This window comes from Pseudaminobacter soli (ex Li et al. 2025) (assembly GCF_029892515.1).
Classification (GTDB): Bacteria; Pseudomonadota; Alphaproteobacteria; order Rhizobiales; family Rhizobiaceae; genus Pseudaminobacter; species Pseudaminobacter soli_A.
Genome location: NZ_JARXVF010000003.1, coordinates 497,398 through 523,672, shown reverse-complemented (window position 1 = coordinate 523,672; position 26,275 = coordinate 497,398). Strand labels below are relative to the sequence as shown.

General features: G+C 63.4%; 19 protein-coding genes. 9 read left to right on the top strand and 10 right to left on the bottom strand.

Features of this window, described 5'->3' with window-relative positions:
* Positions 1–130: 130 nt before the first annotated feature.
* From clpX to cckA, 3 genes are all read right to left on the bottom strand, one after another.
* The gene (gene clpX / locus M2281_RS16930) at positions 131–1,402 is read right to left on the bottom strand and encodes an ATP-dependent Clp protease ATP-binding subunit ClpX (protein WP_280822342.1); all 1,272 of its coding nucleotides are present in this window, start codon (positions 1,400–1,402) and stop codon (positions 131–133) included.
* Positions 1,403–1,690: 288 nt separating this feature from the next.
* The gene (gene clpP, locus M2281_RS16925; protein WP_280822341.1) at positions 1,691–2,332 is read right to left on the bottom strand and encodes an ATP-dependent Clp endopeptidase proteolytic subunit ClpP; all 642 of its coding nucleotides are present in this window, start codon (positions 2,330–2,332) and stop codon (positions 1,691–1,693) included.
* 147 nt (positions 2,333–2,479) lie between these two features.
* Positions 2,480–5,080, bottom strand: a complete 2,601-nt coding sequence (gene cckA, locus M2281_RS16920) for a cell cycle histidine kinase CckA (protein ID WP_280822340.1) — start codon at positions 5,078–5,080, stop codon at positions 2,480–2,482.
* 231 nt (positions 5,081–5,311) lie between these two features.
* On the opposite strand from cckA, the gene M2281_RS16915 reads away from it, so the two are divergent.
* Complete coding sequence (locus M2281_RS16915; protein WP_280822339.1) at positions 5,312–6,091, top strand: flagellar biosynthetic protein FliO; 780 nt, start codon at positions 5,312–5,314, stop codon at positions 6,089–6,091.
* Between the two features lie 159 nt (positions 6,092–6,250).
* Here the strand turns inward: M2281_RS16915 and dksA are convergent, their stop codons facing one another.
* A complete protein-coding gene (dksA, locus tag M2281_RS16910; protein ID WP_280822504.1) occupies positions 6,251–6,667 on the bottom strand; it encodes an RNA polymerase-binding protein DksA in 417 nt (138 codons plus the stop codon).
* Positions 6,668–6,932: 265 nt separating this feature from the next.
* Between dksA and M2281_RS16905 the strand changes: the two genes are divergently transcribed.
* The 6 genes from M2281_RS16905 (at position 6,933) to M2281_RS16880 (ending at position 13,425) form a co-directional block, all read left to right on the top strand.
* Positions 6,933–7,436, top strand: a complete 504-nt coding sequence (locus tag M2281_RS16905) for a SixA phosphatase family protein (protein WP_280822338.1) — start codon at positions 6,933–6,935, stop codon at positions 7,434–7,436.
* An 86-nt stretch (positions 7,437–7,522) separates the two neighbouring features.
* Positions 7,523–8,998, top strand: a complete 1,476-nt coding sequence (locus tag M2281_RS16900; RefSeq protein ID WP_280822337.1) for a YcjX family protein — start codon at positions 7,523–7,525, stop codon at positions 8,996–8,998.
* Positions 8,995–10,086, top strand: coding sequence for a YcjF family protein (locus M2281_RS16895; RefSeq protein ID WP_280822336.1), 1,092 nt, complete (start codon positions 8,995–8,997; stop codon positions 10,084–10,086). Before M2281_RS16900 ends, M2281_RS16895 begins: the two co-directional genes overlap by 4 nt.
* A 127-nt stretch (positions 10,087–10,213) precedes the next feature.
* Positions 10,214–10,771, top strand: coding sequence for a hypothetical protein (locus M2281_RS16890; RefSeq protein ID WP_280822335.1), 558 nt, complete (start codon positions 10,214–10,216; stop codon positions 10,769–10,771).
* A gap of 249 nt (positions 10,772–11,020) precedes the next feature.
* Entirely contained in the window at positions 11,021–12,880 is a 1,860-nt protein-coding gene (locus M2281_RS16885; protein WP_280822334.1) for a monovalent cation:proton antiporter-2 (CPA2) family protein, read from the top strand.
* Positions 12,877–13,425 (top strand): DUF924 family protein, encoded by a 549-nt coding sequence (locus M2281_RS16880; RefSeq protein ID WP_280822333.1) that lies wholly within the window; start codon positions 12,877–12,879, stop codon positions 13,423–13,425. The genes M2281_RS16885 and M2281_RS16880 overlap by 4 nt, the downstream gene beginning before the upstream one ends.
* A 95-nt stretch (positions 13,426–13,520) precedes the next feature.
* On the opposite strand, the gene M2281_RS16875 is transcribed toward M2281_RS16880, so the two are convergent.
* From M2281_RS16875 to folP, 3 genes are all read right to left on the bottom strand, one after another.
* Positions 13,521–14,717 (bottom strand): low temperature requirement protein A, encoded by a 1,197-nt coding sequence (locus tag M2281_RS16875; RefSeq protein WP_280822332.1) that lies wholly within the window; start codon positions 14,715–14,717, stop codon positions 13,521–13,523.
* A gap of 80 nt (positions 14,718–14,797) precedes the next feature.
* Complete coding sequence (gene folK / locus M2281_RS16870; RefSeq protein ID WP_280822331.1) at positions 14,798–15,319, bottom strand: 2-amino-4-hydroxy-6-hydroxymethyldihydropteridine diphosphokinase; 522 nt, start codon at positions 15,317–15,319, stop codon at positions 14,798–14,800.
* Positions 15,320–15,360: 41 nt separating this feature from the next.
* Positions 15,361–16,206 (bottom strand): dihydropteroate synthase, encoded by an 846-nt coding sequence (folP, locus tag M2281_RS16865; RefSeq protein ID WP_280822330.1) that lies wholly within the window; start codon positions 16,204–16,206, stop codon positions 15,361–15,363.
* A gap of 123 nt (positions 16,207–16,329) precedes the next feature.
* On the opposite strand from folP, the gene M2281_RS16860 reads away from it, so the two are divergent.
* Positions 16,330–16,971, top strand: coding sequence for a DUF922 domain-containing Zn-dependent protease (locus tag M2281_RS16860; protein ID WP_280822329.1), 642 nt, complete (start codon positions 16,330–16,332; stop codon positions 16,969–16,971).
* 16 nt (positions 16,972–16,987) lie between these two features.
* Here M2281_RS16860 and M2281_RS16855 read toward each other — a convergent pair whose 3' ends face one another.
* The 3 genes from M2281_RS16855 to M2281_RS16845 all read right to left on the bottom strand — a co-directional run bounded on the left by M2281_RS16855 (position 16,988) and on the right by M2281_RS16845 (position 18,895).
* Positions 16,988–18,013 carry an NAD(P)/FAD-dependent oxidoreductase gene (locus tag M2281_RS16855; RefSeq protein ID WP_280822328.1) on the bottom strand — a complete coding sequence of 342 codons (1,026 nt, stop codon included), beginning with the start codon at positions 18,011–18,013 and terminating at the stop codon, positions 16,988–16,990.
* 79 nt (positions 18,014–18,092) lie between these two features.
* Complete coding sequence (locus M2281_RS16850; RefSeq protein WP_280822327.1) at positions 18,093–18,413, bottom strand: 2Fe-2S iron-sulfur cluster-binding protein; 321 nt, start codon at positions 18,411–18,413, stop codon at positions 18,093–18,095.
* A gap of 107 nt (positions 18,414–18,520) precedes the next feature.
* Positions 18,521–18,895: an Hpt domain-containing protein gene (locus M2281_RS16845; protein WP_280822326.1), complete on the bottom strand. Its 375-nt coding sequence runs from the start codon at positions 18,893–18,895 to the stop codon at positions 18,521–18,523.
* Between the two features lie 275 nt (positions 18,896–19,170).
* Between M2281_RS16845 and M2281_RS16840 the strand changes: the two genes are divergently transcribed.
* The gene (locus tag M2281_RS16840; RefSeq protein WP_280822325.1) at positions 19,171–25,989 is read left to right on the top strand and encodes a kinesin; all 6,819 of its coding nucleotides are present in this window, start codon (positions 19,171–19,173) and stop codon (positions 25,987–25,989) included.
* Positions 25,990–26,275 lie beyond the last annotated feature (286 nt).

The following is a 26,275-nucleotide window of genomic DNA, read 5'->3' as shown; positions in this document are numbered from 1 at the left end:
GGGCAAAGCACGAAACCGTGCACGATCTTTGAATGGTCTGGGACAATCTTTCCTTGTCGATACAAGGCCTTATTACAGGAAAACGGCGCCTTAGCGGCGCCGTTCGACTGTTCAGGATCAAAATCAGCGATCAGGCGCTGACATTGCCCTTCTTTTCCTTTTGCTCCGAATAGATGTAGAGCGGCCGGGCACTGCCGGTCACCACTTCCTCGGAGATCACCACTTCCTGCACGCCTTCGAGTGCCGGCAGCTCGAACATGGTGTCGAGCAGAATCGCTTCCATGATCGAACGCAGGCCGCGAGCGCCTGTCTTGCGCTCGATAGCGCGCTTGGCAATCGCCGAGAGCGCGTTCTCGTGGAAGGTCAGCCCCACATTCTCCATTTCGAACAGACGCTGATACTGCTTGACCAGAGCGTTCTTCGGCTCGGTTAGGATCTGGATCAGCGCAGGCTCGTCGAGATCCTCCAGCGTCGCCAGAACCGGCAGACGGCCGACGAATTCGGGGATCAGACCGAACTTCAGCAGATCTTCCGGCTCGACCTGGCGGAAGAGCTCACCGGTACGGCGATCCTCAGGCGAAGCCACGGTCGCGCCGAAACCGATCGAGGTCTTGCGGCCACGGTCGGAGATGATCCTGTCGAGGCCCGCGAAAGCCCCACCGCAGATGAACAGGATGTTGGCCGTGTCCACCTGCAGGAACTCCTGCTGCGGATGCTTGCGGCCGCCCTGCGGCGGCACGGAAGCGACCGTGCCTTCCATGATCTTCAGCAGTGCCTGCTGCACGCCCTCACCCGACACGTCGCGCGTGATCGACGGGTTGTCGGACTTGCGCGAAATCTTGTCGATTTCGTCGATGTAGACGATGCCGCGCTGAGCGCGCTCGACATTGTAGTCGGCGGCCTGAAGCAGCTTCAGGATGATGTTCTCGACATCCTCACCGACATAGCCCGCTTCGGTGAGCGTGGTTGCGTCGGCCATGGTGAACGGCACGTCGATGATGCGGGCGAGCGTCTGCGCCAGCAGCGTCTTGCCGCAGCCGGTGGGGCCGATCAGCAGGATGTTCGACTTCGCCAGTTCGACGTCGTTGTTCTTCGACGCATGCGCCAGGCGCTTGTAGTGGTTATGGACGGCCACCGACAGAACACGCTTCGCGTAAGGCTGGCCGATCACGTAATCGTCCAGAACCTTGAGGATCTCCTGCGGTGTCGGCACGCCTTCGCGCGATTTCACCATGGAGGTCTTGTTCTCCTCACGGATGATGTCCATGCAGAGCTCGACGCACTCGTCGCAGATGAAAACCGTCGGGCCGGCGATCAGCTTGCGTACTTCGTGCTGGCTCTTGCCGCAGAACGAACAGTAGAGCGTGTTCTTGGAATCGCCGCCGTTGCTGACCTTGCTCATGTTATCCAAGTCCTTTCAGTGCTGCCCGGCCGATATTCTGGCTGAACCCCAAAGCTATTCTTGGCGGAAACCGCCTGCCAACGTCCAGGACTTGCATCCGTTCCATGCATCTTGCCACGGAAGGGAAAGCAAATCACTCGCGACGCCCCGCTGGAAGCTAAGCCGCCGAAGCTCAACATAGGTTTAACGTAGGTCGAGGTACCCGTCGAGGAAACAGTAAATTGTGACCGAAATGCCGCAAGCTGAGTCAAAAATGCGTCATACCCACAGCACCGGCCACAAAAACCGTCACTTCGTCAGAACGGGCTCGGGCGCCTCGATGACCTCACGGGAGGAGATGACCTTGTCGATCAGGCCGAATGCCTGGGCTTCGTCGGCCGACATGAAGTGGTCGCGGTCGAGCGTGCGCTCGATCGTTTCGTAGTCCTTGCCGGTGTGCTTGACGTAGACCTCGTTCAGGCGACGCTTCAGCTTGATGATGTCCTGGGCGTGGCGCTCGATGTCCGAAGCCTGGCCCTGGAACCCGCCCGACGGCTGGTGCACCATGATGCGCGCATTCGGCGTTGCAAAGCGCATGTCCTTGTGACCGGCGCAGAGCAGCAGCGAGCCCATGGAAGCCGCCTGACCGATGCAGAGCGTCGAAACCGCCGGCTTGATGAACTGCATCGTGTCGTAGATCGCCATGCCGGAGGTGACGACGCCACCCGGCGAATTGATGTAGAGCGAAATCTCCTTCTTCGGATTTTCCGCCTCGAGGAACAACAGCTGCGCGCAGACCAGCGTAGCCATGCCGTCTTCCACCGGGCCGGTGATGAAGATGATGCGCTCTTTGAGAAGCCGCGAGAAAATGTCATAGGCGCGCTCGCCGCGATTGGTCTGCTCGACGACCATCGGCACGAGGTTCATTGCGGTTTCCACGGGGTTCTTCATAAACAGTCCCTTTGTAAGGATTGGATTCCGGCGCCCAACGGCAGAATCAGCGATTATTAGGTTCATCCGATAGATAGGATGCCGCCTCACCATTGCGCAAGGCCGGGCAAATTTGCGGCCGACCCGCGACGAAGTAGCGTGCGGCGGTTATTTTTCCAGCACTTCCTTCACCACGGTGGCAAGCTGCTTGAGCGAGAACGGTTTCGGCAGGAAGCCGAACTGCGCGTCAGCAGGCAGATTCTTGGCGAATGCGTCCTCCGCATAGCCGGACACGAAGATGAACTTGATGTCGGGCTGCAGCTTGCGGAGCTCGCCAAGTAGCGTCGGGCCATCCATCTCGGGCATGACCACGTCGGACACGACGATATCGATCCCGCCGTTCAGCTCGTGATAGACCTCCAGCGCTTCCACGCCGGACGAGGCCTCGTGCACGGTATAGCCGCGGGACGTCAGCGCCCGAACGCCGCCCATGCGCACGGCATCCTCGTCCTCGACGAGCAGAACCGTCGCCGACCCCGAGAGATCGCGCGAGGCTTCAGGGGCTTTCGCAACAGGTGCCGCAGCCGCGTCGGCAACCGTAGCGGACTGCCCCGCCACCGGTTCCACGACCGGCTTCACCTCGGCGATGTGACGCGGCAGGAAAATGCGGAAGACCGTGCCCTTGCCAATCTCGGAATCGCAGTAGATGAAACCGCCCGTCTGCTTGACGATGCCGTAGACCATCGACAGCCCGAGGCCTGTACCCTTGCCGACTTCCTTGGTGGTGAAGAACGGCTCGAACACCTTCTTCATAATGTCCGCCGGGATGCCGGTGCCCGTATCCTCAACCTCGACCATCACATAGTCCGCCGGGACGAGCTCCCGATAGGCAAAGGCCGCACTTTCGTCCGCGCGGACATTCTTGGTGCGGACGGTCAGCTCGCCGCCGTCCGGCATGGCGTCCCGCGCGTTGACCGTAAGGTTGACGATCACCTGTTCGAACTGGCCCACATCGGCCCTCACCGGCCAGAGATCTCGCCCATGGTCGACCTTCAGCTTGATCATGTTGCCGACCAGGCGGGCCAGCAGCATGCGCAGATCTGCCAGGACATCTGTCAGGTTCAGCACTTCCGGCCGCAGCGTCTGCTTGCGCGAGAACGCCAGCAACTGGCGCACCAGCGAGGCGGCGCGGTTGGCGTTCTGCTTGATGTTCATGATGTCGGGGAACGAAGGATCCGACGGCCGATGGTTGGTCAGCAGCAGGTCCGACGACATGATGATGGCGGTCAGCACGTTGTTGAAATCGTGCGCGATACCGCCAGCGAGCTGACCAACGGCCTGCATTTTCTGGCTCTGGGCCATCTGGCCTTCGAGCGCCTTCTGCTCGGTGGTCTCGACAGCATAGACGATCGCCGCCTCTTCCGCGCCCTCGCCGCCAGCACCATCGGCAATGGCATTGACGTAGACGCGCAGATGCCGCTCCTCGTTGTTCGGCAATACCGTCTCGATTGGCTCGATATTGACCTGGCGCTGGCGGGCCTTCTCGAGGGCTGCCGCCAATGCCGGGCGAGCGCGCTCATGGACGACGGTTTCGAGCCGCACCCGGCGGTCTACGGCGTCACGATCCACCACCGAAGAGAACAAGGACAGGAAAGGCGCATTGGTGCGCAGGATGCGGCCATCCCGATCCACACCGGCAATCGCCATCGGTGTCGAATTGAAGAAGCGTGTGAACCGAACCTCCGCGGCCCTCAGGTCGGCGGAAGCATCCTCGCCCTGCGTGCGGTTGAGAACGATGGTGCGGCTCGGTCCGCTGATGCCCTCGCGGCTGGCCGCCACGCGGTGCATGAAGCGCACCGGCAGCGCCTCGCCCGTCACCGTTGCCAGGTCGAGGTCGATGATGGCGTTGCGCGTCGTGCCCGGATCGGCTTTGACCGAGCGAACCAGCGCCATGCCGTCGCCGGCGATGATTTCCCTCAAAGTGATCGCGCCTGGGGTGAAACTGGCAAGATCGATGCCCAGCCATTCGGCCAGCGTTGCATTGATATAAGTGACGCGCCCTTCCTGATCGGCCGAGAAGAAGCCGGCGGGCGCATGGTCGAGATGGTCGATGGCCTTCTGCAGGTCGAGGAAGAAGCGCTCCTGCTCGGCCCGCTCCTTGGAAATATCCGCCAGTTGCCAGGAGAGCAGCGGCTGCCGATGCCCCGGAACATCGAAGGCGCGGCCGCGCACCCGATACCAGCGTGCGCCCGGCTCAGCACCGGGGCGCACCGCCTGCGACAGGCGAAACTCGCCGTCGCCGGCCTGCCCATCGCGCAAGCCCGACGCCACGCGATAGATCGTCGGCGCAGCTTCCGGAACATCCGACAGCAGCCCTTCCACCGTCTTGACGTCGGCAACCGTCGTTGCGCCTGTCATGTCGGCATAAGCGCGGTTGGCATAGACCACCCGGCCTTTGGTGTCGGTCACGACCAGCCCCTGCGACATCGAATCGACAAAGGCCTTGGAAAGCTCGTCGGCGGTGGAACGCGGCGCGATCTGCACGAAGCCGACCGCCGTGGCGAAAAGATAGCCAACGCCGATCATCGCCAGCACGCCGAGCATGCCGAGCAGGAACGGATCGCCCAACCGCTCGCGGAAAATGCCGAACACGATCGCGGCGACCGTCAGCACCACAATAAAAATGACAAGACGCGTGATCGCGCCCGGGCGCGTGCTCTGGTCGACGATCGGTACGGGATAAAAATCGCCGCGCGTTTCCTTGGCCATACGTCTTTTGCCTAAATTCCCCGGTTCCACGGTGGCCTGACACCGAAACGTTTGAATCACATTATGTCAAACGCGCATAGGCCTAGCCTGAAAATGTTCCAAGAAAAACCGGGCTCGGCACAGCTTGGCAAATTTCCGTCGTTCATGAAGCGTGACTGCAACTTGCGAATATCACGGTCAAAGGTTTAGTGTCGCGCGCAGTGTAGAAAAAACGGGCCGGGGAACTCGAAGATGGAATGGTTGGATAGCGTTGCAGGACCGGGATACACCGCGGCACTCCTTTGGACGGTTGCGGCGCTCATCCTGCTCGTCATCGTCCTTGTCATCATAAAACTGTTCCGGAGCCTGACGTTCGGGACCTTCGTGTCCGGTGGCCGCAATAGAAAGACGCGCCTTGCCGTCATGGACGCAGCCGCGGTCGACAGCCACAGGCGGCTCGTCCTGGTGCGCCGCGACGACGTCGAGCATCTCCTGCTTATCGGCGGGCCGACCGACGTGGTGGTCGAACAGGACATCAGGCTGAATCAGCAGCGGCGCCCCTCGCTTGCCGGCGAGAACAATCACGAGCCACCTGCGCGGCCGCGCGCCCTCGAGCCGCAGCCGCAGCCTGCGCCGCGCCCGGCACCGCAGCCGCGTGCTCCTGAGCCGGCGCCAAGGCCGATGCCCGCCGCGCAACCGATCCCTGCCGTCGCGCCCCAGCAGCCCGCCCCTATGGCCGCGCCGAGGCCTGCCCCCGCTCCGGCCCCGCGGCCCGAGCCGAGGATGCCTGTAGCCCCGGTCGCCCCGGCGCCGGCCCGCCAGGAGCCTGTCATCTCGGCGCCGCCGGTGCAGCAGGCGCCTGCCCCCGCCATTTCAGCGCCGCAGCACAGCGAGGTCGACGACTCGCTCCTGCGCGAACTCGAAATCTCGCTGGAAGACACCCCAAGCCAGCCTGAACCGAGCGCCCCCGAGGTTTCGCTGGACGATGAGATGACCAAGCTTCTGGGCGAACTTTCCAACCAGAAGCGCTAGGCTAGTCAGCGGATCGTCGCATCTCTGTTGCTAGGCAGAAATCCGGACGCGCGGATTTCCGGCAGCCATCGCCGAAGATCAATCCGCGACGGCGAGGCAAATGCAGGCAATAAAAAGGCGGCCGAGGCCGCCTTTTTCGTTCATTCATGGCAACGATATTCAGTCGTCGCGATAGACCTTTTCCCGGCGCTCATGCCGCTCCTGAGCCTCGATGGACAGGGTCGCGATCGGCCTTGCGTCCAGGCGCTTCAGCGAGATCGGCTCACCAGTTTCCTCGCAGAAGCCATAGGTGCCTTCGTCGATACGCTGGAGGGCCGAGTCGATCTTGGAAATAAGCTTCCTCTGCCTGTCACGCGCCCGAAGCTCGATGGCCCGGTCCGTTTCGGATGAAGCCCGGTCTGCAAGATCGGGATGGTTGGCGTTTTCCTGCTGGAGAATTTCGAGGGTTTCACGCGCCTCGCGAAGAATGTCACTCTTCCACGCAATGAGCTTCTGGCGGAAGTATGCTTTCTGCCGTTCATTCATGAACGGCTCATCTTCCGAGGGAACGTAAGCGGCATCAACGAGATCGTTCATTCGACTCACCCCATTACCCGTCATTCCAATTTTTGCGCCTATATATTCACCAGCCGTGGAGCACACAAGCGCAATCGACATCGCTCAAGCAAATGTCAGCGACCGGCGGCACAGCAGTTCACGAAGTCATGCAAGTTTCCGAATTTTGTAGCTTGTGGCACGCCCAGATGCCCGCAAGCTCAGTTGCGCGAAGTCTTTGCCGCCACTAAACCGTCTTTCAGGATCGGCAATGCAGTTTGTCGTTCCAAGGGAGAGGGTTGGCGCGGTGAGCAGGCTTTTTCTTCTCAGGCACGCAAAGGCCGCATGGGCCATGCCGGGGATGCGCGACTTCGACCGGCCGCTCGACGCGGCGGGGCTTGCCGACGCCGAGGCGACCGGCATTTCAATGCAGGCGCATGGCTACATTCCTGAGCTGACCCTTTGCTCCAATGCCGTCCGCGCCCGCCAGACGCTGGAAGGCATCGCCGCCAATGCCGACACCGGCCGCGTGCTCTATTTCGACGATCTCTATCGCGAGGATGCTTCCGGATATCTCTCGATCATCCGCAAATCCGGCAATGTCGGCACGCTCATGGTCATCGGCCACAACCCGATGATGGAAGACCTCGCCCTCGCGCTGGCGCCCCAAGGCGACGAAGACGCGCGGGCAACCCTGCACGCCGGCTTTCCCACCTCCGGCCTTGCCGTCTTGCGCTTCCCGGGCAATTTGTCGGAGGCCGTGCCCGGCACCGGCTATCTTGAGGCCATCCTGATGCCGCCCGGCCTGTAGGCGTCGCCTGCCCGGCCGGCGTAACCATTTCAAATCGCAAAGCGATTGCCTATATCGGGAAGCATCCATGGAGTGGGGTGCAGCCATTGGCGTCTCTAACCAATCTGACCGACGAGGCGCGCATTGCGCTGGACACGCTTTCGAGCCGGGCTAGCGATCTTTTTTCGCCAACGGTTCGGGTCGGCGTCACCGGGCTTTCCCGAGCAGGTAAGACGGTCTTCATCTCGGCCTTCGTGCACAATCTCATCCATGGCGGGCGTCTGCCGCTCTTCGAGGCGCAGAAATCCGGCCGCATCTCGCGCGCCTTCCTGGAGGAACAGCCCGACGATGCCGTGCCTCGCTTCCAATACGAGGACCACATCGACGCGCTGGTGAATAGCCGCATATGGCCGGACTCCACCCGCGCCATTTCCGAGCTCAGGCTGACGATCGACTATGAATCCGCCTCCGGCTGGAACCGCATGTTCTCAGCCGGGCGGCTGTCGGTCGATATCGTCGACTATCCAGGCGAATGGCTGCTCGATCTGCCACTTCTCGGCAAATCCTATCAAGATTTCTCGCATGACGCCTTCGAGATGGCGGCCTTGCCGGTTCGCGTCGATCTTTCCGAGGAATGGCGCAGGCTGGCGCTTACCGCAGACCCCTATGCCGACGCCGACGAGATGACCGCGCGGCGGCTTTTCGATAGCTTCACTGCCTATCTGAAAGCCTGCAAGTTCGATGAACGGGCGCTGTCCACTTTGCCGCCGGGGCGCTTCCTGATGCCAGGCGACCTCGACGGATCGCCTGCCCTGACTTTCGCCCCGCTGCCCGGCCTCGAGGACAGCCGCCCTCGCCCCGGCTCGCTGCATGCGATGATGGAGCGGCGCTACGAGGCCTACAAGACGCATGTGGTCAAACCCTTCTTCCGCGAGCACATCGCCAAGCTCGACCGGCAGATCGTGCTGATCGATGCCATGCAGGCGCTGAACTCCGGCCCGGGCGCGATGGCGGATCTGGAACGATCCGTGACCGAAATCCTGGCCTGTTTCCGCCCCGGCCGCGGAAGCCTCCTCACTGGTCTTTTCGCACGCCGCATCGACCGCATATTGGTAGCGGCCACCAAGGCCGACCACCTGCATCACGAAAGCCACGATCGCCTGCAGGCCATCGTGCGCCGCCTGACCGAAAGGGCTGCGGCACGCGCCAATCTGTCGGGCGCCGAGGTCGATGTTCTGGCCATGGCGGCCGTGCGCGCCACCCGCGAAGGCACCGTCAAGCAGGGTCGCGAGACGCTGCCGGTGATCATCGGAACACCGCTCAAGGGCGAGACGATCGGCGGCGTAACCTTTGACGGCGAAACCGAAACCGCCATATTTCCCGGTGACTTACCGGCAAAACCAGATTCAGTTTTCAAGGTCGGTAATGCAAACCATCAACAGGACCGGAACGATCCGGCGATCCGCATCGTGCGCTTCCGCCCGCCAAAGCTCGAGCGCACCGCAGAGGGCGTAACCCTTTCCTTGCCCCATATTAGGCTGGACCGCGCTCTGCAATTTCTGATCGGAGATCGGCTGGTATGACCGAGCCTCGCAAACCCGCAGCATTTCGGCTGGAACCGGAGCCTGAACGCAATGAGCCGGCCGCCAAGCCAAAGCAACCGGCACAGGAAGCGCCGAGAAAGCCCCGCGCGCTAAAGGCGGACGCGGCAATCGTCACACCTGCGGAAATCGACGTTTTTGAAGAACCGGACATCATTGTCGCCGAACCGCCGCCGGCCACGTCGCCGCGCCGGCGCTCCAAGATTGGCGCGGTATTCCTCGGCGCGCTCAGCATCCTGATCTCGCTCGCCGTCGGCCTGTGGATCGACCGGCTGATCCGAGACCTGTTCGAACGCGCCCAATGGCTCGGCTGGCTCGCCGCCGGCGTGGCGGTGATCGCCGTCGTCGCGCTGGTGCTGATCCTGCTGCGCGAGATGTTGGCATTGATCCGCCTTGCCTCGGTCGAGAAGCTGCGCAAGCGAGCGCTCGACGCCATTGCCAGCAACGATCCCAACACCGCGCGCGGCGTCGTCAACGAGCTCACTGCTTTGGTTTCCAGCAAACCCGATACGGCGGCTGGGCGTCGCATGCTGGCCGACCTGCGCGACGACATCATCGACGGCAGAGACCTCGTGAAGCTCGCGGAGACGGAAATCCTCGGCCCGCTCGATGCGCGGGCCAAGGTGCTGGTGCTCGACGCGGCCAAGCGCGTTTCGCTGGTAACGGCAGTCAGCCCTCGCGCGCTGGTAGATATCGCCTATGTGGTGTTCGAAGCCGGCCGGCTGATCCGCAGGCTGTCGGAACTCTATGGCGGCCGGCCCGGCACGCTGGGCTTTTTCCGGCTGACGCGCAGCGTCCTGGCGCATCTCGCCGTCACCGGCTCGATCGCTGTCGGCGACAGCTTCGTCCAGCAGATCGTTGGACATGGTTTGGCCGCGCGCCTGTCGGCAAAGCTCGGCGAAGGCGTCGTCAACGGCATGATGACGGCGAGGATTGGCATCGCCGCCATGGACACCGTGCGGCCGCTGCCCTTTACCGCGCTGAGCCGGCCCGGCATGGGCGATTTCCTTGCCGCTCTCAGCTCCTTCGCCACGCGCAAGCAGAATGGTAAGGACACCCCGCAGGACTGATGCCGCACTGCACCATTTGGCGCTGCAATTGCCTCCGGGGTGACGAAGCATTAACCAATCTTGTTCATGGTTCGAAGACATCGTAAACATGTCTCCCCATTTGTTGTTAGTCGCCGGGTGTCCCCTTATGAAACGCGCATTCCTGCTTGCCCTGCTGCCTGTCATGGCGATCGCATCGACCACAGCCAGCAAGGCGGACGCGATCCGTGGCGGCACCGAGCGCGACAAGAAGTTTTTCGAGACCGTCGAAGGCGAATGGGTCGGCCCCGGTGAGATCGTCGCCGGCAAGTACAAGGGCACCAAGTTCAACTGCACCTTCACCGGCAGCACGCCCGCCGGCAAGGTCGGCATGACGCTCGATGGCGGCTGCCGGGTCGGCGTCTTCACCCAAAAAATGTCCGCGACGGTCGAGCACAGCGGCAACAAGGGCTACCGGGGCATGTTCCTGGACGGCGCGGCCGGCAAGGGCCTGGATATCGTCGCCGGTAATGTCGTCGACGCCCACAAGGTCGTTTTCTCGCTCAACCGCAACCAGCTGAAGGGTGTGATGCAGGCCCGCATTCCCGACGACAACACCATGACGGTCACCGTTTCGGTCCGCGTCGACGAGCAGCTGGTGCCGGTCATCGGCATGAACCTGAAGCGGGTCGATGGCAGCGCGGTGGGCGCCATCGCCCGCAAGTGAGCCGCTGGTTGCCAACCACGCGACAAAAGCCGGGCAAAGCCCGGCTTTTTTGTTTCTGAGGCTTAACGGAAACGCCCGTACTGAGGCTCTCCCCTCAAGCCGATGTAAACATGCGGTTTTCCGCGCCCTTCTCAGCACCGGCAATTGGCATTCCGGTCTTTTCGCGCGCGGTGCAAGCGCCTATCTTGCATCTCATCTCTCGCATTCGCCATCCCGCCGCAAAAGGCGCACAAGATCAGGACAACAAGCATGGCCGTAGAGGCTTCCAGCAGCGATCTCACTCAGGTGGTTGCGCTGCTTGCCGCCGGCGTTATCGCCGTTCCCATATTCAGGCGGCTCGGCCTGGGATCGATCCTCGGCTATCTCTCCGCTGGCGTCGTCATCGGCCCGTTCGGGCTAGGGATCTTTTATGATCCTGCCGCCATCCTCCATGTCGCCGAACTTGGCGTGGTGATGTTCCTGTTCATCATCGGCCTCGAAATGCAGCCCACGCGGCTGTGGAGCATGCGCAAGCAGATTTTCGGGCTTGGCGTCGCCCAGGTCGGCGTCTGTGCCGTGCTCCTCACCGGCGTCGGCCTTTTGACCGGCTTTCCCGCGACGCAGGCCTTCATCGCCGGCGCGGGCTTCGTGCTGACCTCCACGGCAATCGTCATGCAGATACTGGAAGAGCGCGGAGAGCTCACCACCCCCGGTGGCCAACGGGTGATCTCGATCCTGCTGCTCGAGGACCTGGCCATCGTGCCATTGCTGGCGCTAGTGGCTTTTCTGGCTCCAGTGGCACAGGAAGACATCGGCTGGGCCGAAAGGCTGCTGTCGGTCGGCATCGGTATCGGCGCGATCCTCGGCCTGGTGGTCGCCGGACGCTACCTGCTCAACCCGTTCTTTCGCATCCTCGCGGATTCGCACGCACGCGAGGTGATGACGGCCGCCGCGCTGCTGGTGGTGCTCGGCTCGGCGCTCACCATGGAGCTCAGCGGCCTGTCCATGGCGATGGGCGCATTCCTGGCCGGCGTGCTTCTCTCCGAATCGACTTTTCGCCACCAGCTCGAGGCAGACATCGAGCCCTTCCGCGGCGTGCTGCTGGGGCTGTTCTTCCTTGCTGTTGGCATGTCGCTAGACCTGCAGATCGTCGCCGCCAACTGGCGGTTGGTCGCCTTCTACGTGATCGCCTACATGCTGGTGAAAGGCATCGGCATCTATCTGGTCGCGCGCGTCATGCGGGCGCCTCACAAGATCGCCCTGGAGCGGGCCGTCATCATGGCCCAGGGCGGCGAATTTGCCTTCGTGCTCTATTCCTCGGCATTGGCCGTCGGCATCATCGACGGCAAGGCGAACGCAATCCTGACGGCCATCGTCATCCTGTCGATGATTCTGACGCCGCTCGCCATCGCATGTCTGAGATTCTTCATGCCCGCTCCCGAGCAAAGCCTGGACGGCGTAGACATCGCCGAGGACCTGAGCGGCACCGTGCTGATCATCGGCTTCGGACGCTTCGGGCAGATTGCCAGCCAGCCACTCCTGCTGCGCGGCATCGACGTCACCATCATCGATAACGATGTCGAGATGATCCAGGCCGCCGCGAATTTCGGCTTCAAGATCTACTACGGCGACGGCACGCGACTCGACATATTGCACACGGCAGGCGCCGGTCGCGCACGCGCCGTGTTGATCTGCGTCGACAAGGGCGAGACCGCTGTCAGGATCGCTCAGCTCATGCGCAACGAATTCCCGCTGGTGCCCGTCCTGGCGCGCGCCTACGACCGCGGCATCGCCATGGACCTGATCCAGGTCGGCGTCGAATATCAGCTGCGCGAGACATTCGAATCTGCGCTCGTCTTCGGCAAGGCCACGCTGGAGGCGCTGGGCGTGGATCAGGACGAGGCGGCGGAAGTCATCGAAGACGTGCGCGAGCGGGATGCCGCCCGGCTCGATGCCCAGCTCGCCGGAGGCCTGCAGGCCGGCCGCGCCTACATGAAGGGCAATATTCCGAAGGGCAACGCACCAGTGCCGGCGCCGCTGACGACGCCGAGGCACCCCGGCCGGGCCATGGATCAGGAAACGGCAACTGCTTTGAGCAAGGCCGTCGAAGAGGAAGGAAGGGACAAATGAGAATTGTTGAGGGGGATGCTGCCGAAGTTGTCGAATTCTGGCACAAGGCAGGCCCGGATAGATGGTTCACGAAGGACGCAGCTTTCGACGACCACTTCCACGCCAATTTCCGCGAATTGCACCTTTCGGCTGCTCGTCGCGAGCTCGACCATTGGTCCGACCATGCCGAGGGATCGCTCGCACTTATAATCCTGCTCGACCAGTTCCCGCGCAATTGCTTCCGCGGCAGCGCGCATATGTACGCGACCGATCCGCTCGCCCGGCATTTCGCGTCCAAGGCGATCGAGGCCGGGCACGACGAACAGGTCGATCCCGACCTGCGCGTCTTCATGTATCTGCCGTTCGAGCATTCGGAGCACCTTGCGGATCAATACCGCTCGGTTGAGCTCACGCGCCATCTGGATGAGGACTACATGAAGTACGCCCTCGAGCACCGGGACATCATCCAGCGCTTCGGTCGCTTCCCGCATCGAAACCCGACGCTGGGGCGCGAAACCACGCCCGAAGAGCAGGCATTTCTCGATTCAGGTGGCTTTGCCGGCTAGGGCATGATCCCGAACCGAAGGACCGCGCCAGCGAAAAGTTGCAGACTTTTCGGACAAGATCATGCGCCAAAAACAAACGGCCATCCCGGTGGCCGTCAGTGGCTGGCGGCCAGCCTTCTCGTGTGCAGCTTGTATTCCCAATAGGCGACGCTGAACAGAATGACCGTCGTAAGAACGCTCAGCGTCACCGGGTTGAGAAGCGGTCCGCACAGCCCGACCACAAGCAGCAATGCCAGGCCGATCATGTGTGAGAGCGGCGTGATGTTCATGGCGATCCGTTTGAAAACGAGATTGCCGAAGACATAGAGGGCCGGCCCTCCAACAATCGTCAGAATGCTCGCCATGTCGGCATGGCCGCTGGGATGCGCCAGAGTTAGCTCGTCTCCCACAGCTGTCACGATGATGCCCGCAACGAGCAGCAGCGGTGAATAGGTGTAGGCGATGCGGGCTATCCTGCCCGGATCGCTGGACGTTTCGATGTGGTGCTTGGCGGTCTCGGCGCCGATGTTGAAATAGATCCACCACATGGCGACCGTCGCGCCGAAAGAGGCGAGAAAGGCGACCATGACGCCTGTCGTAAGCTCGAGGCCGGCAAAGGTCGCGCCAGTCACCACCACCGATTCGCCGAGCGCGATGATGATGAACAGCGCGCTGCGCTCCGCCATGTGACCACCTTCGACGTCCCATTCGGCGGTTTTGCTGGCACCGAGCCGCGGCGTCCAGAATCCGGCGGCCGGGGCGGCATATTCGATGAGCAAGGCCACGATCCAAATCGCAAAACGGGTCTCGCCCTCGGCGAACCCGCCTGCAATCCAGAAGACGCCGGACAGGCTCAGCCATGCCGTGATGCGGCAGAAATTCAGGTAGTTCACCCGGTTGTGCAGGCGCAGCGCCCAGAGCATGAAAATCGAGCGGCCGACCTGCATGAAGACATAGGCGCCCGCAAAGACCAGGCCGCGACTGTCGAAAGCCTCGGGAATGGAGGTGGAGAGCAGCAGGCCAGCCAGCATGAGGATAAAGAGCAGAAGCCTCACCGCGCTGTGGCGGGGGTCCATCCAGTTGGTGACCCAGGAGGTGTAGACCCACACCCACCAGACGGCCATCAAAAGAAAAGCCGCATGAAAAGCGCCGAGAACAGTCAGGTTCCTGAGCAGCGAGTGCGATATCTGCGTTGCGGCAAAGACGAATACTAGGTCGAAGAACAGTTCCACATACTCGACCTTGGCCTCCTCGCCCGTCCGGACGCGAGCCAGATCACGCCTGGACCCAAGGATCCCTTTGGACTCGGCCATGCGACCTGCTCCCGAGCTTCACTGCCAAAACCGTCCCGACTAAATCGAGGCATATGGGTTTTGACAAGAGGCGCCCCAAACTAGGCCGGGTTCTTCCACCAATCCTGGCCGGTGGGCAGCTTTTCGATGCCCGCGCGGTCGACATGAGGCAGGCGTTCGGACGCGCTTACGCCGCCAAGCGTGAAATCCGGTGCGATCTCGGTCAGCGGCACCAGCACAAAGGCTCGCTCGAACATGCGCGGGTGCGGCACCTCCAGCCCGGCCTCATGAATGACGCGATCGCCGAAAGCCAGGACGTCGATGTCGATCAGCCGGGGGCCCCAGCGCTCGATCCGTACGCGCTTGAGCGTGCGTTCTGCTTCCAGGCAAAGCTCCAGCAGCTGGCGCGGCGACAGATCGGTCGCGATTTCAGCAGCGGCGTTGAGAAAATCGGGCTGGTCGAGCTTGCCCCAGGGCGGCGTGCGATAGAGCGACGACACGGCCACCACCGACGTGCCCGGCTCCGCATCGATCATCCGCAATGCCTCGGCCATGGCCTGTTGCGGCTCGCCGAGATTGCCGCCGAGGCTCAGATAGACGCGCTCTTTACTGGGATTGGACAAGCGCCACCTCGAATAATCTGGCTGGTTGGCCGAACCGGCAATCACATGCCCGGCTTGGCGGTTTCGCGGGCGAGAATAGCATCAGCCACCGCCAGCGCGTCTGCATTGATTGCGACATTGTGCACGCGAAACAGGGCCGCCCCTTTCAAACGCAGGGCAACGCTGGTCGCAGCCGTCGCCGCGTCGCGTGCTTCGGAGTCCTTGCCCGAGACGTAGCCTACGAAGCGCTTGCGCGACGTGCCCACGAGCCAGGGGAAGCCCAAGCCGTCCAGTTCCGCAAAACGCGCCATCAGTTGCAGGTTTTCTTCGGCATCCTTGGCAAAGCCGAAGCCCGGATCGAGCAGGATCTGCGCATCGGCAACGCCGGCCTTGCGCGCGATCTCCAGGGATTTGCCCAGAAATTCGTACTGGTCGGCGATGACGTCCGGGTTCTTTTCGCGCTCGCGCCCGGTGTGCATGATGACGAGCCCTGCCCCGGTTTCCGCCGCCAGTTTGGCGATGTCCGGTTCGCGTTGCAGCCCCCACACATCGTTGACGATATGCGCGCCCGCGGCGACCGCCAGACGGGCCGTCTCCTCGCGATAGGTGTCGACCGAGATCAGTATGTCGGTGGCCTTGGCCAGCGCGGATATGACCGGCAGGATGCGCCGCTGCTCTTCTTCGGGCGAAACCGGCGTCGCGCCCGGCCGGGTCGATTCGCCGCCGACGTCGATGATCGAGGCGCCTTCGGATATCATCCGCTTCGCCTGCTCGATCGCGCGATCCGCCTCCACGAACTGTCCGCCGTCCGAAAAACTGTCCGGTGTCACGTTCAGAATTCCCATTACCAGCGCCTTGTCGCCGATATCGAGAAAGCGCCCATGCGCAAGTTGCCATCGTGTCGTCATTGTCGACTGCTCTTTACGTATGGAGCCGGGCTCCCAAATACCTATGCGTCCGTAGAGGATGCGACGGGGTTGCAACCAGGGTTGCGCAAGTCGCCCGTACTTCAAGCTAATTCAAGAGGCAATATGATGAAACGAGCCACGCTGATTGCGACGACGATTGCGTGCATTGGCTCACCTGCCGGAGCGGCGACACTTTCGAAGAGCTATAGCTATTTCTACATCGGCGGCAGCACGATGGAGGAGATCGAAGCCGAACTTTCGAAGCGCGGGCCACATGTGAGCGCTTCGAACAGCAGACATCCCGGCGCCACGCAGATGCAGTTCACCACCCAGCTCGCCTTCACTCACGGAAAGGACGTCTGCCAGATCATCGACGCAAAGACGACCGTGAGCGTCAAGGTCATCCTTCCGAAGTGGCGTCGCCCGCACAAGGCGGACAACGACGTTCGCCTGGTCTGGGACGTGCTCGCGTCGGACATCAAGCGCCACGAGGAGAGCCACGTCGTCATCGCCAAGAACTACGGGCGCGAGCTGGAGCAGGCGCTGATGGCTATGGGACGCCAGAAGAATTGCGATGCGGTTTCCGCCAAGGCCAAGACGATCACCGACACAGTCCTGGCAAGACACGAAAAGGCGCAGGCCGAATTCGACCGGGTCGAAGGCAAGAACTTCGAAAGCCGGATCGTTCGCCTGCTTCAACATCGCCTGGAGCAGATGGCCGGCCACACGTCTTCCCCGAAGGCCAAGATGGATCGGCCCATCTGATCGCTGGTCCGCAACCCTAGTCGGGCACCCCGAGCTTCCTGTGCAGGCTCGTGGATGACGTGGTGTACTGGAACACCACCCGCTCGCCGGGGCTGACGATCCGCTTGGCCGCCTGCGCCATCAATGCGGATTCATGGAAGCCCGACAGGATCAGCTTCAGTTTCCCCAGATACCAGCTGATGTCGCCGATGGCGAAGATGCCGGGCGTCGAGGTCTCGAACTTTTCGGTATCGACGGGAATCTGGTTCTCGTGCAGTTCCAGCCCCCAGTCCGCGATGGGCCCCAGTTTCATCGTCAGGCCGAAGAAGGGCAGCATGCGCGTGCAGGCGACGTCTATTTCGCCGTCGGGCCCTTTCACCGTCACGGAAGAAAGCTGGCCCGCATCTCCCGTCAGGCGAACGATCTGGCCGATCCAGAAATCGATCTCGCCCCGCTCTTGCATTGCCAGCATCTTATTGACGCTGTCAGGCGCGGCCCGGAATTCGGGCCTGCGGTGCACGAGCGCGACGCGCCGCGCGCTGGGCTGAAGGTTGAGCGTCCAGTCGAGCGCAGAATCGCCACCCCCGACGATCACCAGATCCTGATCCCGGAACGCCTCCATCCGCCTGACAGAATAGAAGACGCTGGTTCCCTCGTAGGCTTCGATGCCCGGGATCGGCGGACGCTTGGGCTGGAACGAGCCGCCGCCGGCGGCGATCACGATGACTTTGGCCTCGATGGTCTCGCCATCGTCCAGAGTGACGCGGAAACCGCCATCGCCGAGCTTTTCGAGCCCGCTGACCATGGAGTTGAAGCTGAATTTCGGCTTGAAGGGAGCGATCTGCTTCAAAAGCTGGTCGACCAGCCCTTGCGCCGAAATCACCGGCCAGCCCGGAATGTCGTAGATCGGTTTTTCGGGATAGAGCTCGGCACACTGACCGCCCGGGCGGTCGAGTATGTCGACGAGGTGGCATTTCATGTCGAGCAGGCCGAGCTCGAACACCGCAAAAAGCGCGACCGGCCCTGCCCCCACGATCAATACATCTGCCTTGCCGCTTTCCATCAAAAAGCCCCGGATGCGTCGCCGATATCATCCTCGCATGAGGATCGCCGATCGCACCCGTCGATGGAAGGGAGTTCGGCTATCCCTGTCGTTCAGGAACCCGCACGACCAGGCCGTCGAGCTCGTCGCGCACCTTGATCTGGCACGATAGCCGCGAGTTCGGCCTCACGTCGTAGGCGAAGTCGAGCATGTCTTCTTCCATGGCCTCCGGCTCGCCTACGATACCGATCCACTCCTCATCGACGTAGACGTGGCACGTGGCACAAGCGCAAGCGCCGCCGCATTCGGCTTCGATGCCTGGCACGGCATTGCGGATTGCGTTCTCCATGACGGTCGAGCCGTTCTCGGCCTCCACGTCGAAACGTGTGCCATCAAATGCAACGAAGGAAAGCTTGGTCATTACTGCCCCTGAAACGAATACTCAGCCGAGATAATCACTCCGGCGCGCATGTCAACACCGCGCAAAAGCGTCCTGAAATGACGCAATCGGCATCTTTGGGAAAATCGCTAGCGGCTGATCGCCGCGATGAAGTCGTGTACCTCGTCGACAAGAGCCGCCAGACGCTGCAGCACCTGCCCGTCGTGCGGCTGCTTCTCGATGTCTGCGGCACAGTCTGCGATAGCGAATGCGCCGACCCCCTGCGCCGAGCCTTTCAGCCCGTGGGCGAGACGCAGACGCTCGTCGATGCTGGCGGCGCCAATCTGGTCGCGCACCTGCAGCGCTTGGTGCACGAACAGGCCAAGCACCTCTTCTTCGAGGGAGCGGTCGCCCATGGTCTGTTTGCCCAGGTGGATGAGATCGATGGGACGCGATCGTGCCTGATCGCTGCTTTCGCCCCCCGGCATGGAAAATCCGACGGCGCTGGTATCCTGCGGTGCCATTTTTACCTTCTCGGGCGGAGCCCTCATGAGCGGTGAAACTGCTTCAATCATGTGGATAACGGGTTAACGGTCAAAACCCCGAAAACGCCAGCAATTCCGCCGGTTTCACGCCATTGTTAACCACATATTTAAAGTTTTACGCATTAGTCGGGATTCAAGTTTCCTTTACCCGCCTGTGCCAGTACGGTACGACGAGTCCATAAAATGCCTCGCTCGCGAACATATAAGGGCCGGAATTTGTCGGTCTCGCGGCACGAGTACAGGGTAACGGCGACATGGCGAAAAATAGCTCGACAACCAAGAATCTCGACACTGACGTCGCTAAGGAACTTGAGGACGCGCTGGACTTCGACCTCGCGGCTGGTGCCGACGATCTCGATATAGCCGCCTCGATGCAGGACCTGGAGGCGCAGATATCGCAGGCCGCCGACGAGCTGGCTCGCGAAAGCCGCGCCGAGAAGGCCGCTCAGGCTTCCGCCCGCAATGCCACTCCAAAGCCCGCGGCCACCAAGCCCGCAGCCGCCAAGCCAGCGAACCAGCCGGAGCCGAAGGCAACCGTCGAAGCGGCCGCCAATCGCGGCAATGGCTTTGCTGCCGCCAATGATGACCAGCAGAAGGACTATCGCGCCCTGCTGCACAGCATCAACCGCCGCTCGTCCAGCGGCATCTATTGGCTGGTCGCCGTTCTGACGCTGTTGTGGATCGGCGGCGGCGTTCTGCTCGCCAACACGCTGTTCTCGCCGCCTCTCTTCCAGATCCGCTCGTTCCAGGAGATCGTGGCCCAGCCCTATCTGATCCTGCTGGGCGTCGCCACGATCACGCCGATCATTCTCTTCTGGGCCTTTGGCCTGATGATTCGACGCGCGCAGGACATGCGCCTCGCCGCCCAGTCGATGACCGAAGTCGCCTTCCGCCTCGCGGAGCCGGAGAACCTCGCCCAGGATCGCGTGATGACCGTCGGTCAGGCCGTGCGCCGCGAAGTCGCTGCCATGGGCGAAGGCATCGAGCGCACGCTCGCCCGCGCCGTCGAGCTGGAAACCCTGGTGCACACCGAAGTGAGCCAGATCGAGCGCTCCTACTCCGAAAACGAAACCCGCATCCGCGCGCTGGTTGACGGACTTGGCAGCGAACGCGAAGCCGTCGTCACCCATGCCGAGCGCGTGCGCAGCTCGATTGCCGGTGCGCATGAGACCCTGCGCGACGAGCTGGATTCGGCGGGCGATATCATTCGCCAGAACATCCTCAACGCGTCCACGCGGCTGTCGATGACGATCACCAATTCCGGTGACTCGCTGATCGACCGCATCAACGAAAGCGGCTCGTCCATCTTTGAGTCGATCGACCAGCGCCTCGACGTGATCGGCGACCGCATCACGACCTCGGGCGAGGCCTTTGCCAGCCTGCTCGACACGCGTATTGCCAAGCTCACCCAGAGCACGGACCAGATGACGCGGTCGCTGTCCGACCTGCTGGACGACCGCACGGCCGGCATGGTGTCGCTGCTGGGCGGCGCCGCGCGTACGCTCAACGCAGATTTCGAAACCAGCCTCAAGGACATCGAACGCACCCTGGCCGAGCGCGGCCAGGCCCTGATCAGCGAGTTCCAGATCCGCGCCGAAGCGCTTGATACCGGCACGCAAAAGCTGAATGCCGCACTTGAGGCCCGCGCCCGCCAGATCAACGAAACGCTGGTCGAGCGTGCTCGCGAGATCGCCACCACCTTCACGGAAGGCAATCAGAACCTTTCGGCCATGATCGACGAAGGCCGCGCCCGGATCGGCGCCCAGATGGCCGACATGGTCACGTCCACCTCCTCCATGCTCGAGGCTCGCGCCGGCGACTTCGCCGACCGTCTCGAAGCAGCACGGCACACTGTTTCCGGTGCCTTCGACACCGACCTGCAGAAGCTTGCAGAGGCGCGCAAGGGCATCGACGAGGCGGTCGACTCGCATGCCGCGAAGTTCGCGGAAACCAGCAGCCGCATCGCCTCCTCGCTGCACGCGGACCTCGCCAAGTTCGAGGAAAGCCGCGCCGGCATCGACGAAGCCGTCAGCCTGCAGGTGCTGAAGCTCGCCGAAGGCCGCACCATGATCTCGCACGCGCTCGACGAGGACCTGCGCAAGATCAACGAGACGCGCGCCACGCTCGACGCTTCGCTCGGTGAACATCTGGAACGTTTGGCGGAAAGCCGCGCAAACCTTGCCCGCTCGCTGACCGAGGACTCGCAGAAGCTGACCCAAACCCAGGCCGGCATTGACGAAATGGTCTCCGGGCACATCGGCAAGCTCGCAGAAGGCCGCAACATCCTCACGCGCGCTCTTGACGCCGACCTTGCCAAGCTGGCCGAAAGCCGCTCGAGCATCGATGGCCTCGTCGCCGGTCAGGTCGAGAAGCTGGCCGAAGGCCGCGACGTGCTCTCGCGTGCCCTCGAAGCCGATCTCAACAAGATCGCAGAAGGTCGTTCGAGCATCGATCAGCTCGTCGATGGACAGCTGGAAAAGCTCGACCAGGGCCGCGAACGCCTGACGCGCGCACTGGAAGAAGATCTTGCCAAGCTGGCAGACAGCCGCTCCAGCATCGACGGCCTCGTTGCCGGCCAGGTCGAGAAGCTGGCCCAGGGTCGTGACATCCTCAAGCGCGCCCTCGAAGACGATCTCGCCAAGCTCGCCGACAGCCGCTCCAGCATAGACGGCCTCGTCGCCGGTCAGGTCGAGAAGCTGGCCCAGGGCCGCGACATCCTCAAGCGCGCTCTCGAAGACGATCTCACCAAGTTGGCCGAAAGCCGCTCAAGCATCGACGGCCTCGTCGCCGGTCAGGTCGAGAAGCTGGCCGAAGGCCGCGACATTCTCAAGCGCGCCCTCGAGGCCGACCTTACCAAGCTGGCCGAAAGCCGCTCGAGCATCGATGGCCTCGTTGCCGGTCAGGTCGAGAAGCTGGCCGAAGGCCGCGACATCCTGCGCCGCGCCCTCGAAGCGGACCTCGCCAGCATCGACGACATGGTCAACCGCCATGCGGAGAAGTTCAACGAAAGCCGCCGCACGCTGACCAGGTCGCTGGAAGACGATCTGAACAGGCTGGCCGAGAGCCACGGCGCCATCGAAGGCGTCGTCACCACCCAGGTTGAACGGCTTGCGCATGGCCGCGACGTGCTGACCCGCGCCCTCGAAGCCGACATCGCCAACATCGAAGGGCTGATCGCAGCCCAGGCCGACAAGCTCATCGAAGGCCGCAAGCTCCTGTCGCAGGCGCTCGAAGCCGACGTTGCCAGCATGGAAGGCCTCGTGGCCGGCCAGGCCGAGAAGGTCGGTGAAAACCGCAGCGTGCTGACCCGAGCGCTTGAAGCCGACATCGCCAATATCGAAGGCCTGATCGCAAGCCAGAGCCGCCGCCTCGAAGAAGGCCGCGCCATGCTGACGCGCACCCTCGAAGAGGATCTCGCCAAGCTGGCCGACAGTCGATCGGGCATCGACGGCCTCGTCGCGGGTCAGGTCGAGAAGTTGGCCGAAGGCCGCGACATTCTCCGCCGCGCCCTCGAAGCCGACCTCCAGAAGCTGACCGTCGCGCGCTCGCAGATCGACGGCCTCGTCGCCGACCAGGTCACCAAGATCGCCGAAGGCCGCGAGGTCCTCTCTCAGGCGCTCGAAGCCGACATGCAGAAGATCGCCGGCAGCCGTTCGGGCGTCGACGAGATCATCGCCGCGCATATCGGCAAGCTGTCCGAAGGCCGCGACATGCTGACCCGCGCCCTCGATGACGACCTCACCCGGCTGGCGGAAACGCGCCGTGAGATCGACGATGCCGTGTCGACGCACATCCAGCTCATCGCCGACAAGCGCATCGACATTTCGGAAGCCCTCGCCACCGACGTCGAGAAGATCGAGGAAGCCTTCCGTCGCCAGACTGGCGTCATCGAAGAGCGCACCAGCACGATGGAACGCGCCCTGACGCTCGGCGTCGACAATGTGCGCATGGCCCTCGAAGGCAGTGCCGTCGTCGTGGCCGGTTCGCTTCGCGAAAAGGTGCTCGAAGTCACCGCTGCCCTCAACGAGGCAGCCGGTAACGCCTTCACTGACGCCGACCGCCAGATCGCCGCGCGCGCCGAACAGACCTCTGCCGCCCTCCTCGCCCGCGCCGACGACATCACGCGCGCCTTCGAGGAAGCCGACAGCCGGCTCGCTGCCCGTGCACAGGAAACCTCCGGCACGCTCATTGCGCAGGCCGAGGACACCGCCAACGCGATCGCAGCCCGTGCCGGCGACCTCGTCCGCACCTTCGACGAAGCGGACCAGAAGCTGGTTGCCCGCGCGATCGAGACCGCGAACTCGCTCGCGGTTCGCGCCAGCGACATCCTGCGCAACTTCGAGAGCGCCGACCAGCAGCTCGGCCAGCGTATTGGCGAATCCGCCGAGGCCCTTGCCGCCCGCGCCGCTGAGCTCGGCAGCATCTTCGACGCCGCCGATCGCCAGTTCGTCTCGCGCATCGCCGACGGCGCCACCACGCTTGGCGCACGTGCCGTCGAGATCGTCCGCAACTTCGAGGCTGCCGACGAACGCCTTGCGGCTCGCGTCAACGAAAGTGCGGAGGCGCTTGCCGGACGCGCCGCCGAGATCGGCCACGTCTTCGAAGCCGCCGACCAGCGGATAGCCGCTCGTGTCAACGAAAGTGCCGAGGCACTCTCCGGTCGCGCCGCCGAGATCGGCCAGGTCTTCGAAGCTGCCGACCAGCGGATCGCGGCCCGCGTCAACGAGAGCGCCGAGGCGCTCTCCGGTCGCGCCGCCGAGATCGGCCAGGTCTTCGAAGCCGCGGACCAGCAGATTGCCGCGCGCGTCAGCGAAAGCGCCCGGGTGCTCTCCGGTCGTGCAGCCCAATTCGGCCAGGTCTTCGAAGCCGCTGACCAGCGGATCGCCGCGCGCGTCAACGAAAGCGCCGACGCGCTCTCCGGCCGTGCAGCCGAAATCGGCCAGATGTTCGAGGACACCCACCAGCGTATCGCCGCCCGCACCAGCGAGAGCGCCGAGTCGCTCGCCGGTCGTGCCGCCGAGATCGGCCAAGTCTTCGAAGCGGCGGACCAGCGCATTGCGGCCCGCGTCGCCGAAGGCTCGTCGATCATCAGCGCGCATGTCTCGGGCATCGCCAACACCGTCGCTGCGACCGAGCAGCGGGTCATCGTCCGCGCCCAGCAGACGGCAGAGCAGCTGGATGCTCGCGCCAAGGCGATCGAGGAGACGCTCACCGGTGCCGACGAGCGCTTCGCAGCAGGCGTCGATGCCGTAGCGGCTCGCGTCAACGAGCATGTGACCCAGGCCGAAAGCCGCCTCGCCGCCAGTGCCGATTCGGTCGGCCAGAGGCTCGGCGAGCACATTGCCCAGGCCGAAACCCAGCTCGTCGCGCGTGCCAACACGATCGCCGACACCTTCACCGCTGTGGGCCAGCACATCGGCCAGAGCACGAACGAGGCTGCGCGCACCATCGGCGCCAACACCCGCGAACTTAACGCGATGCTGGCCGAGCGTTCCGCCGAGATCACCAAGATCCTCGACGAAAACGCCCGCCCGCTGGTCGACCGCTTCGCCGAAACCGGCACCGACCTGCAGCGCGGCCTTGAGCAGGCCACCCAGCGCGCCACCGAGCGCATGCGCACCGAAAATGCCGCGCTGGTCAACGCGCTTGCCACCCGCACCGCCGAAACGCTTTCGGCAGTCGAAGGCGCCCGCTCGAACCTCGCGGAAGGCGTCAGCGGCCTGATCGACCGTCTGTCGCTGTCGAGCGCACAGCTCAACGACCTGATCGAAAAGGCTGCGGCCAATCTCTCCAATGTCGACGAACGTCTCGTCGGCAGCACCCAGAGCTTTGCCGCAACGACCGAGAAGGCTGCCCAGACGTTCGCAAGCTCGGCCCGGCTGGTGGACTCCAACGCCACCCGCCTCACCGAAATGTCGTCCACAACGCTCAAGGAAGTGGCATCCATCGCGACCCGCTTCGACGACCACAGCCGCCTTCTGTCGAGCGCGTCGGAACTTCTCAGCTCGGCCCAGAACAATCTCGAGCACACGCTCGAGCGCCAGTCCTCGCTGGAAGACCTCGCGGTCGGCCTGGTGAAGAAGTCGGAAGACCTCGAGCGCGTCATGAAGTCGTTCGAGGACCTGGTCGGCAAGGCTCTGGAAAAGGCCGAAAGCCGCACCCTCGCCTCGACCGACAAGATCCGCGGCGCGATCACGGAAGTCGTGGAAGCGGCGACCAAGCGCTTTGCCGACGCGACCGAGGACATGCGCCGCACGGCAAGCTCGATCAAGAGCGAGCTCGACGACACCCGCGCCGAGCTGAAGAAGGGCGTGCTCGACATGCCCGAAGAGGCCAAGCAGTCGACGACCGCCATGCGCCGCGCCGTGACCGAGCAGATCAAGGCGCTGAAGGAGCTGTCCGAGATCGTGGCCAAGTCCGGCCGCACGGTCGACGTGGCCGACAAAGCTCCGGTCGCCCGTGCGCCCGAGCCGCGCACTGCAGCGCCGGCACCGGCACCCGCGCCCGCTCCGCAAGCGCCGCGTGCGCCGGCAGGCGACCTCGCGCTGCGTGGTAGCCTGGAGGTCGAGCAGCGCCCCGCCGCGCCCGCACGGGCCCAGGGCAATGCCCGTCCCCAGCCCGGCGGCTGGGTGCGTGACCTGCTGAGCGGCGCCTCGCGCGACGAAGCTGCACGGCCGACGCCGCCCGCCGACGCGCCCCGCGCGGCAGCCGCCGCCCGTTCGCCGGCCCATGTCGTCGAATCGCTCAACTCGCTCTCGGTCGACATCGCTCGCGCGATCGACCACGAGGCCTCGATCGAGCTGTGGAACCGCTATCGCCGTGGCGAGCGCGACGTGTTCACGCGCAGGCTCTACACCCTCAAGGGACAGCAGACCTTTGACGAGATCCGCCGCAAGTACCAGGCCGACGGCGAGTTCCGCGCCGCGGTGGACCGCTACTGCGACGACTTCGAAAAGCTGCTGAAGGACGTCTCGCGCAATGACCACGACAACGTCATGACGCAGACCTACCTCTCGTCCGACACCGGCAAGGTCTACACCATGCTGGCCCATGCGAGCGGGCGCCTCCGGTAAGGAAAGCAGCCCATAGGCAAAACCAAAAAGGCGGGAGAAAACTCCCGCCTTTTTCTTTGTCTGCAAATATCGGAACCGGGCTGAGCGGTCAGTGCGAAAGGTCTCTTTCGGCACAGAAGCCGCACAGCCAGAGACTTTCATGCCTATTCGGAAACATTCTGCCGGTGGTGGCTTGGGACAAGGCCGACGGCCTCATCGCAAAGCGGGCTGGAGGCACGGCCAAGACGATGGCCGGCCCAAGCGGCCCGGCCCTTCGGACTTCCGTTTGGTGGGCGCCTACGGAAGC

Excerpts from the sequence above, each read along its gene's own strand:
- clpX (WP_280822342.1), bottom strand. The coding sequence starts at position 1,402 with ATGAGCAAGGTCAGCAACGGCGGCGATTCCAAGAACACGCTCTACTGT.
- clpP (WP_280822341.1), bottom strand. The coding sequence starts at position 2,332 with ATGAAGAACCCCGTGGAAACCGCAATGAACCTCGTGCCGATGGTCGTC.
- cckA (WP_280822340.1), bottom strand. The coding sequence starts at position 5,080 with ATGGCCAAGGAAACGCGCGGCGATTTTTATCCCGTACCGATCGTCGAC.
- M2281_RS16915 (WP_280822339.1), top strand. The coding sequence starts at position 5,312 with ATGGAATGGTTGGATAGCGTTGCAGGACCGGGATACACCGCGGCACTC.
- dksA (WP_280822504.1), bottom strand. The coding sequence starts at position 6,667 with ATGAACGATCTCGTTGATGCCGCTTACGTTCCCTCGGAAGATGAGCCG.
- M2281_RS16895 (WP_280822336.1), top strand. The coding sequence starts at position 8,995 with ATGACCGAGCCTCGCAAACCCGCAGCATTTCGGCTGGAACCGGAGCCT.
- M2281_RS16890 (WP_280822335.1), top strand. The coding sequence starts at position 10,214 with ATGAAACGCGCATTCCTGCTTGCCCTGCTGCCTGTCATGGCGATCGCA.
- M2281_RS16885 (WP_280822334.1), top strand. The coding sequence starts at position 11,021 with ATGGCCGTAGAGGCTTCCAGCAGCGATCTCACTCAGGTGGTTGCGCTG.
- M2281_RS16880 (WP_280822333.1), top strand. The coding sequence starts at position 12,877 with ATGAGAATTGTTGAGGGGGATGCTGCCGAAGTTGTCGAATTCTGGCAC.
- M2281_RS16875 (WP_280822332.1), bottom strand. The coding sequence starts at position 14,717 with ATGGCCGAGTCCAAAGGGATCCTTGGGTCCAGGCGTGATCTGGCTCGC.
- folP (WP_280822330.1), bottom strand. The coding sequence starts at position 16,206 with ATGACGACACGATGGCAACTTGCGCATGGGCGCTTTCTCGATATCGGC.
- M2281_RS16860 (WP_280822329.1), top strand. The coding sequence starts at position 16,330 with ATGATGAAACGAGCCACGCTGATTGCGACGACGATTGCGTGCATTGGC.
- M2281_RS16855 (WP_280822328.1), bottom strand. The coding sequence starts at position 18,013 with ATGGAAAGCGGCAAGGCAGATGTATTGATCGTGGGGGCAGGGCCGGTC.
- M2281_RS16850 (WP_280822327.1), bottom strand. The coding sequence starts at position 18,413 with ATGACCAAGCTTTCCTTCGTTGCATTTGATGGCACACGTTTCGACGTG.
- M2281_RS16845 (WP_280822326.1), bottom strand. The coding sequence starts at position 18,895 with ATGGCACCGCAGGATACCAGCGCCGTCGGATTTTCCATGCCGGGGGGC.
- M2281_RS16840 (WP_280822325.1), top strand. The coding sequence starts at position 19,171 with ATGGCGAAAAATAGCTCGACAACCAAGAATCTCGACACTGACGTCGCT.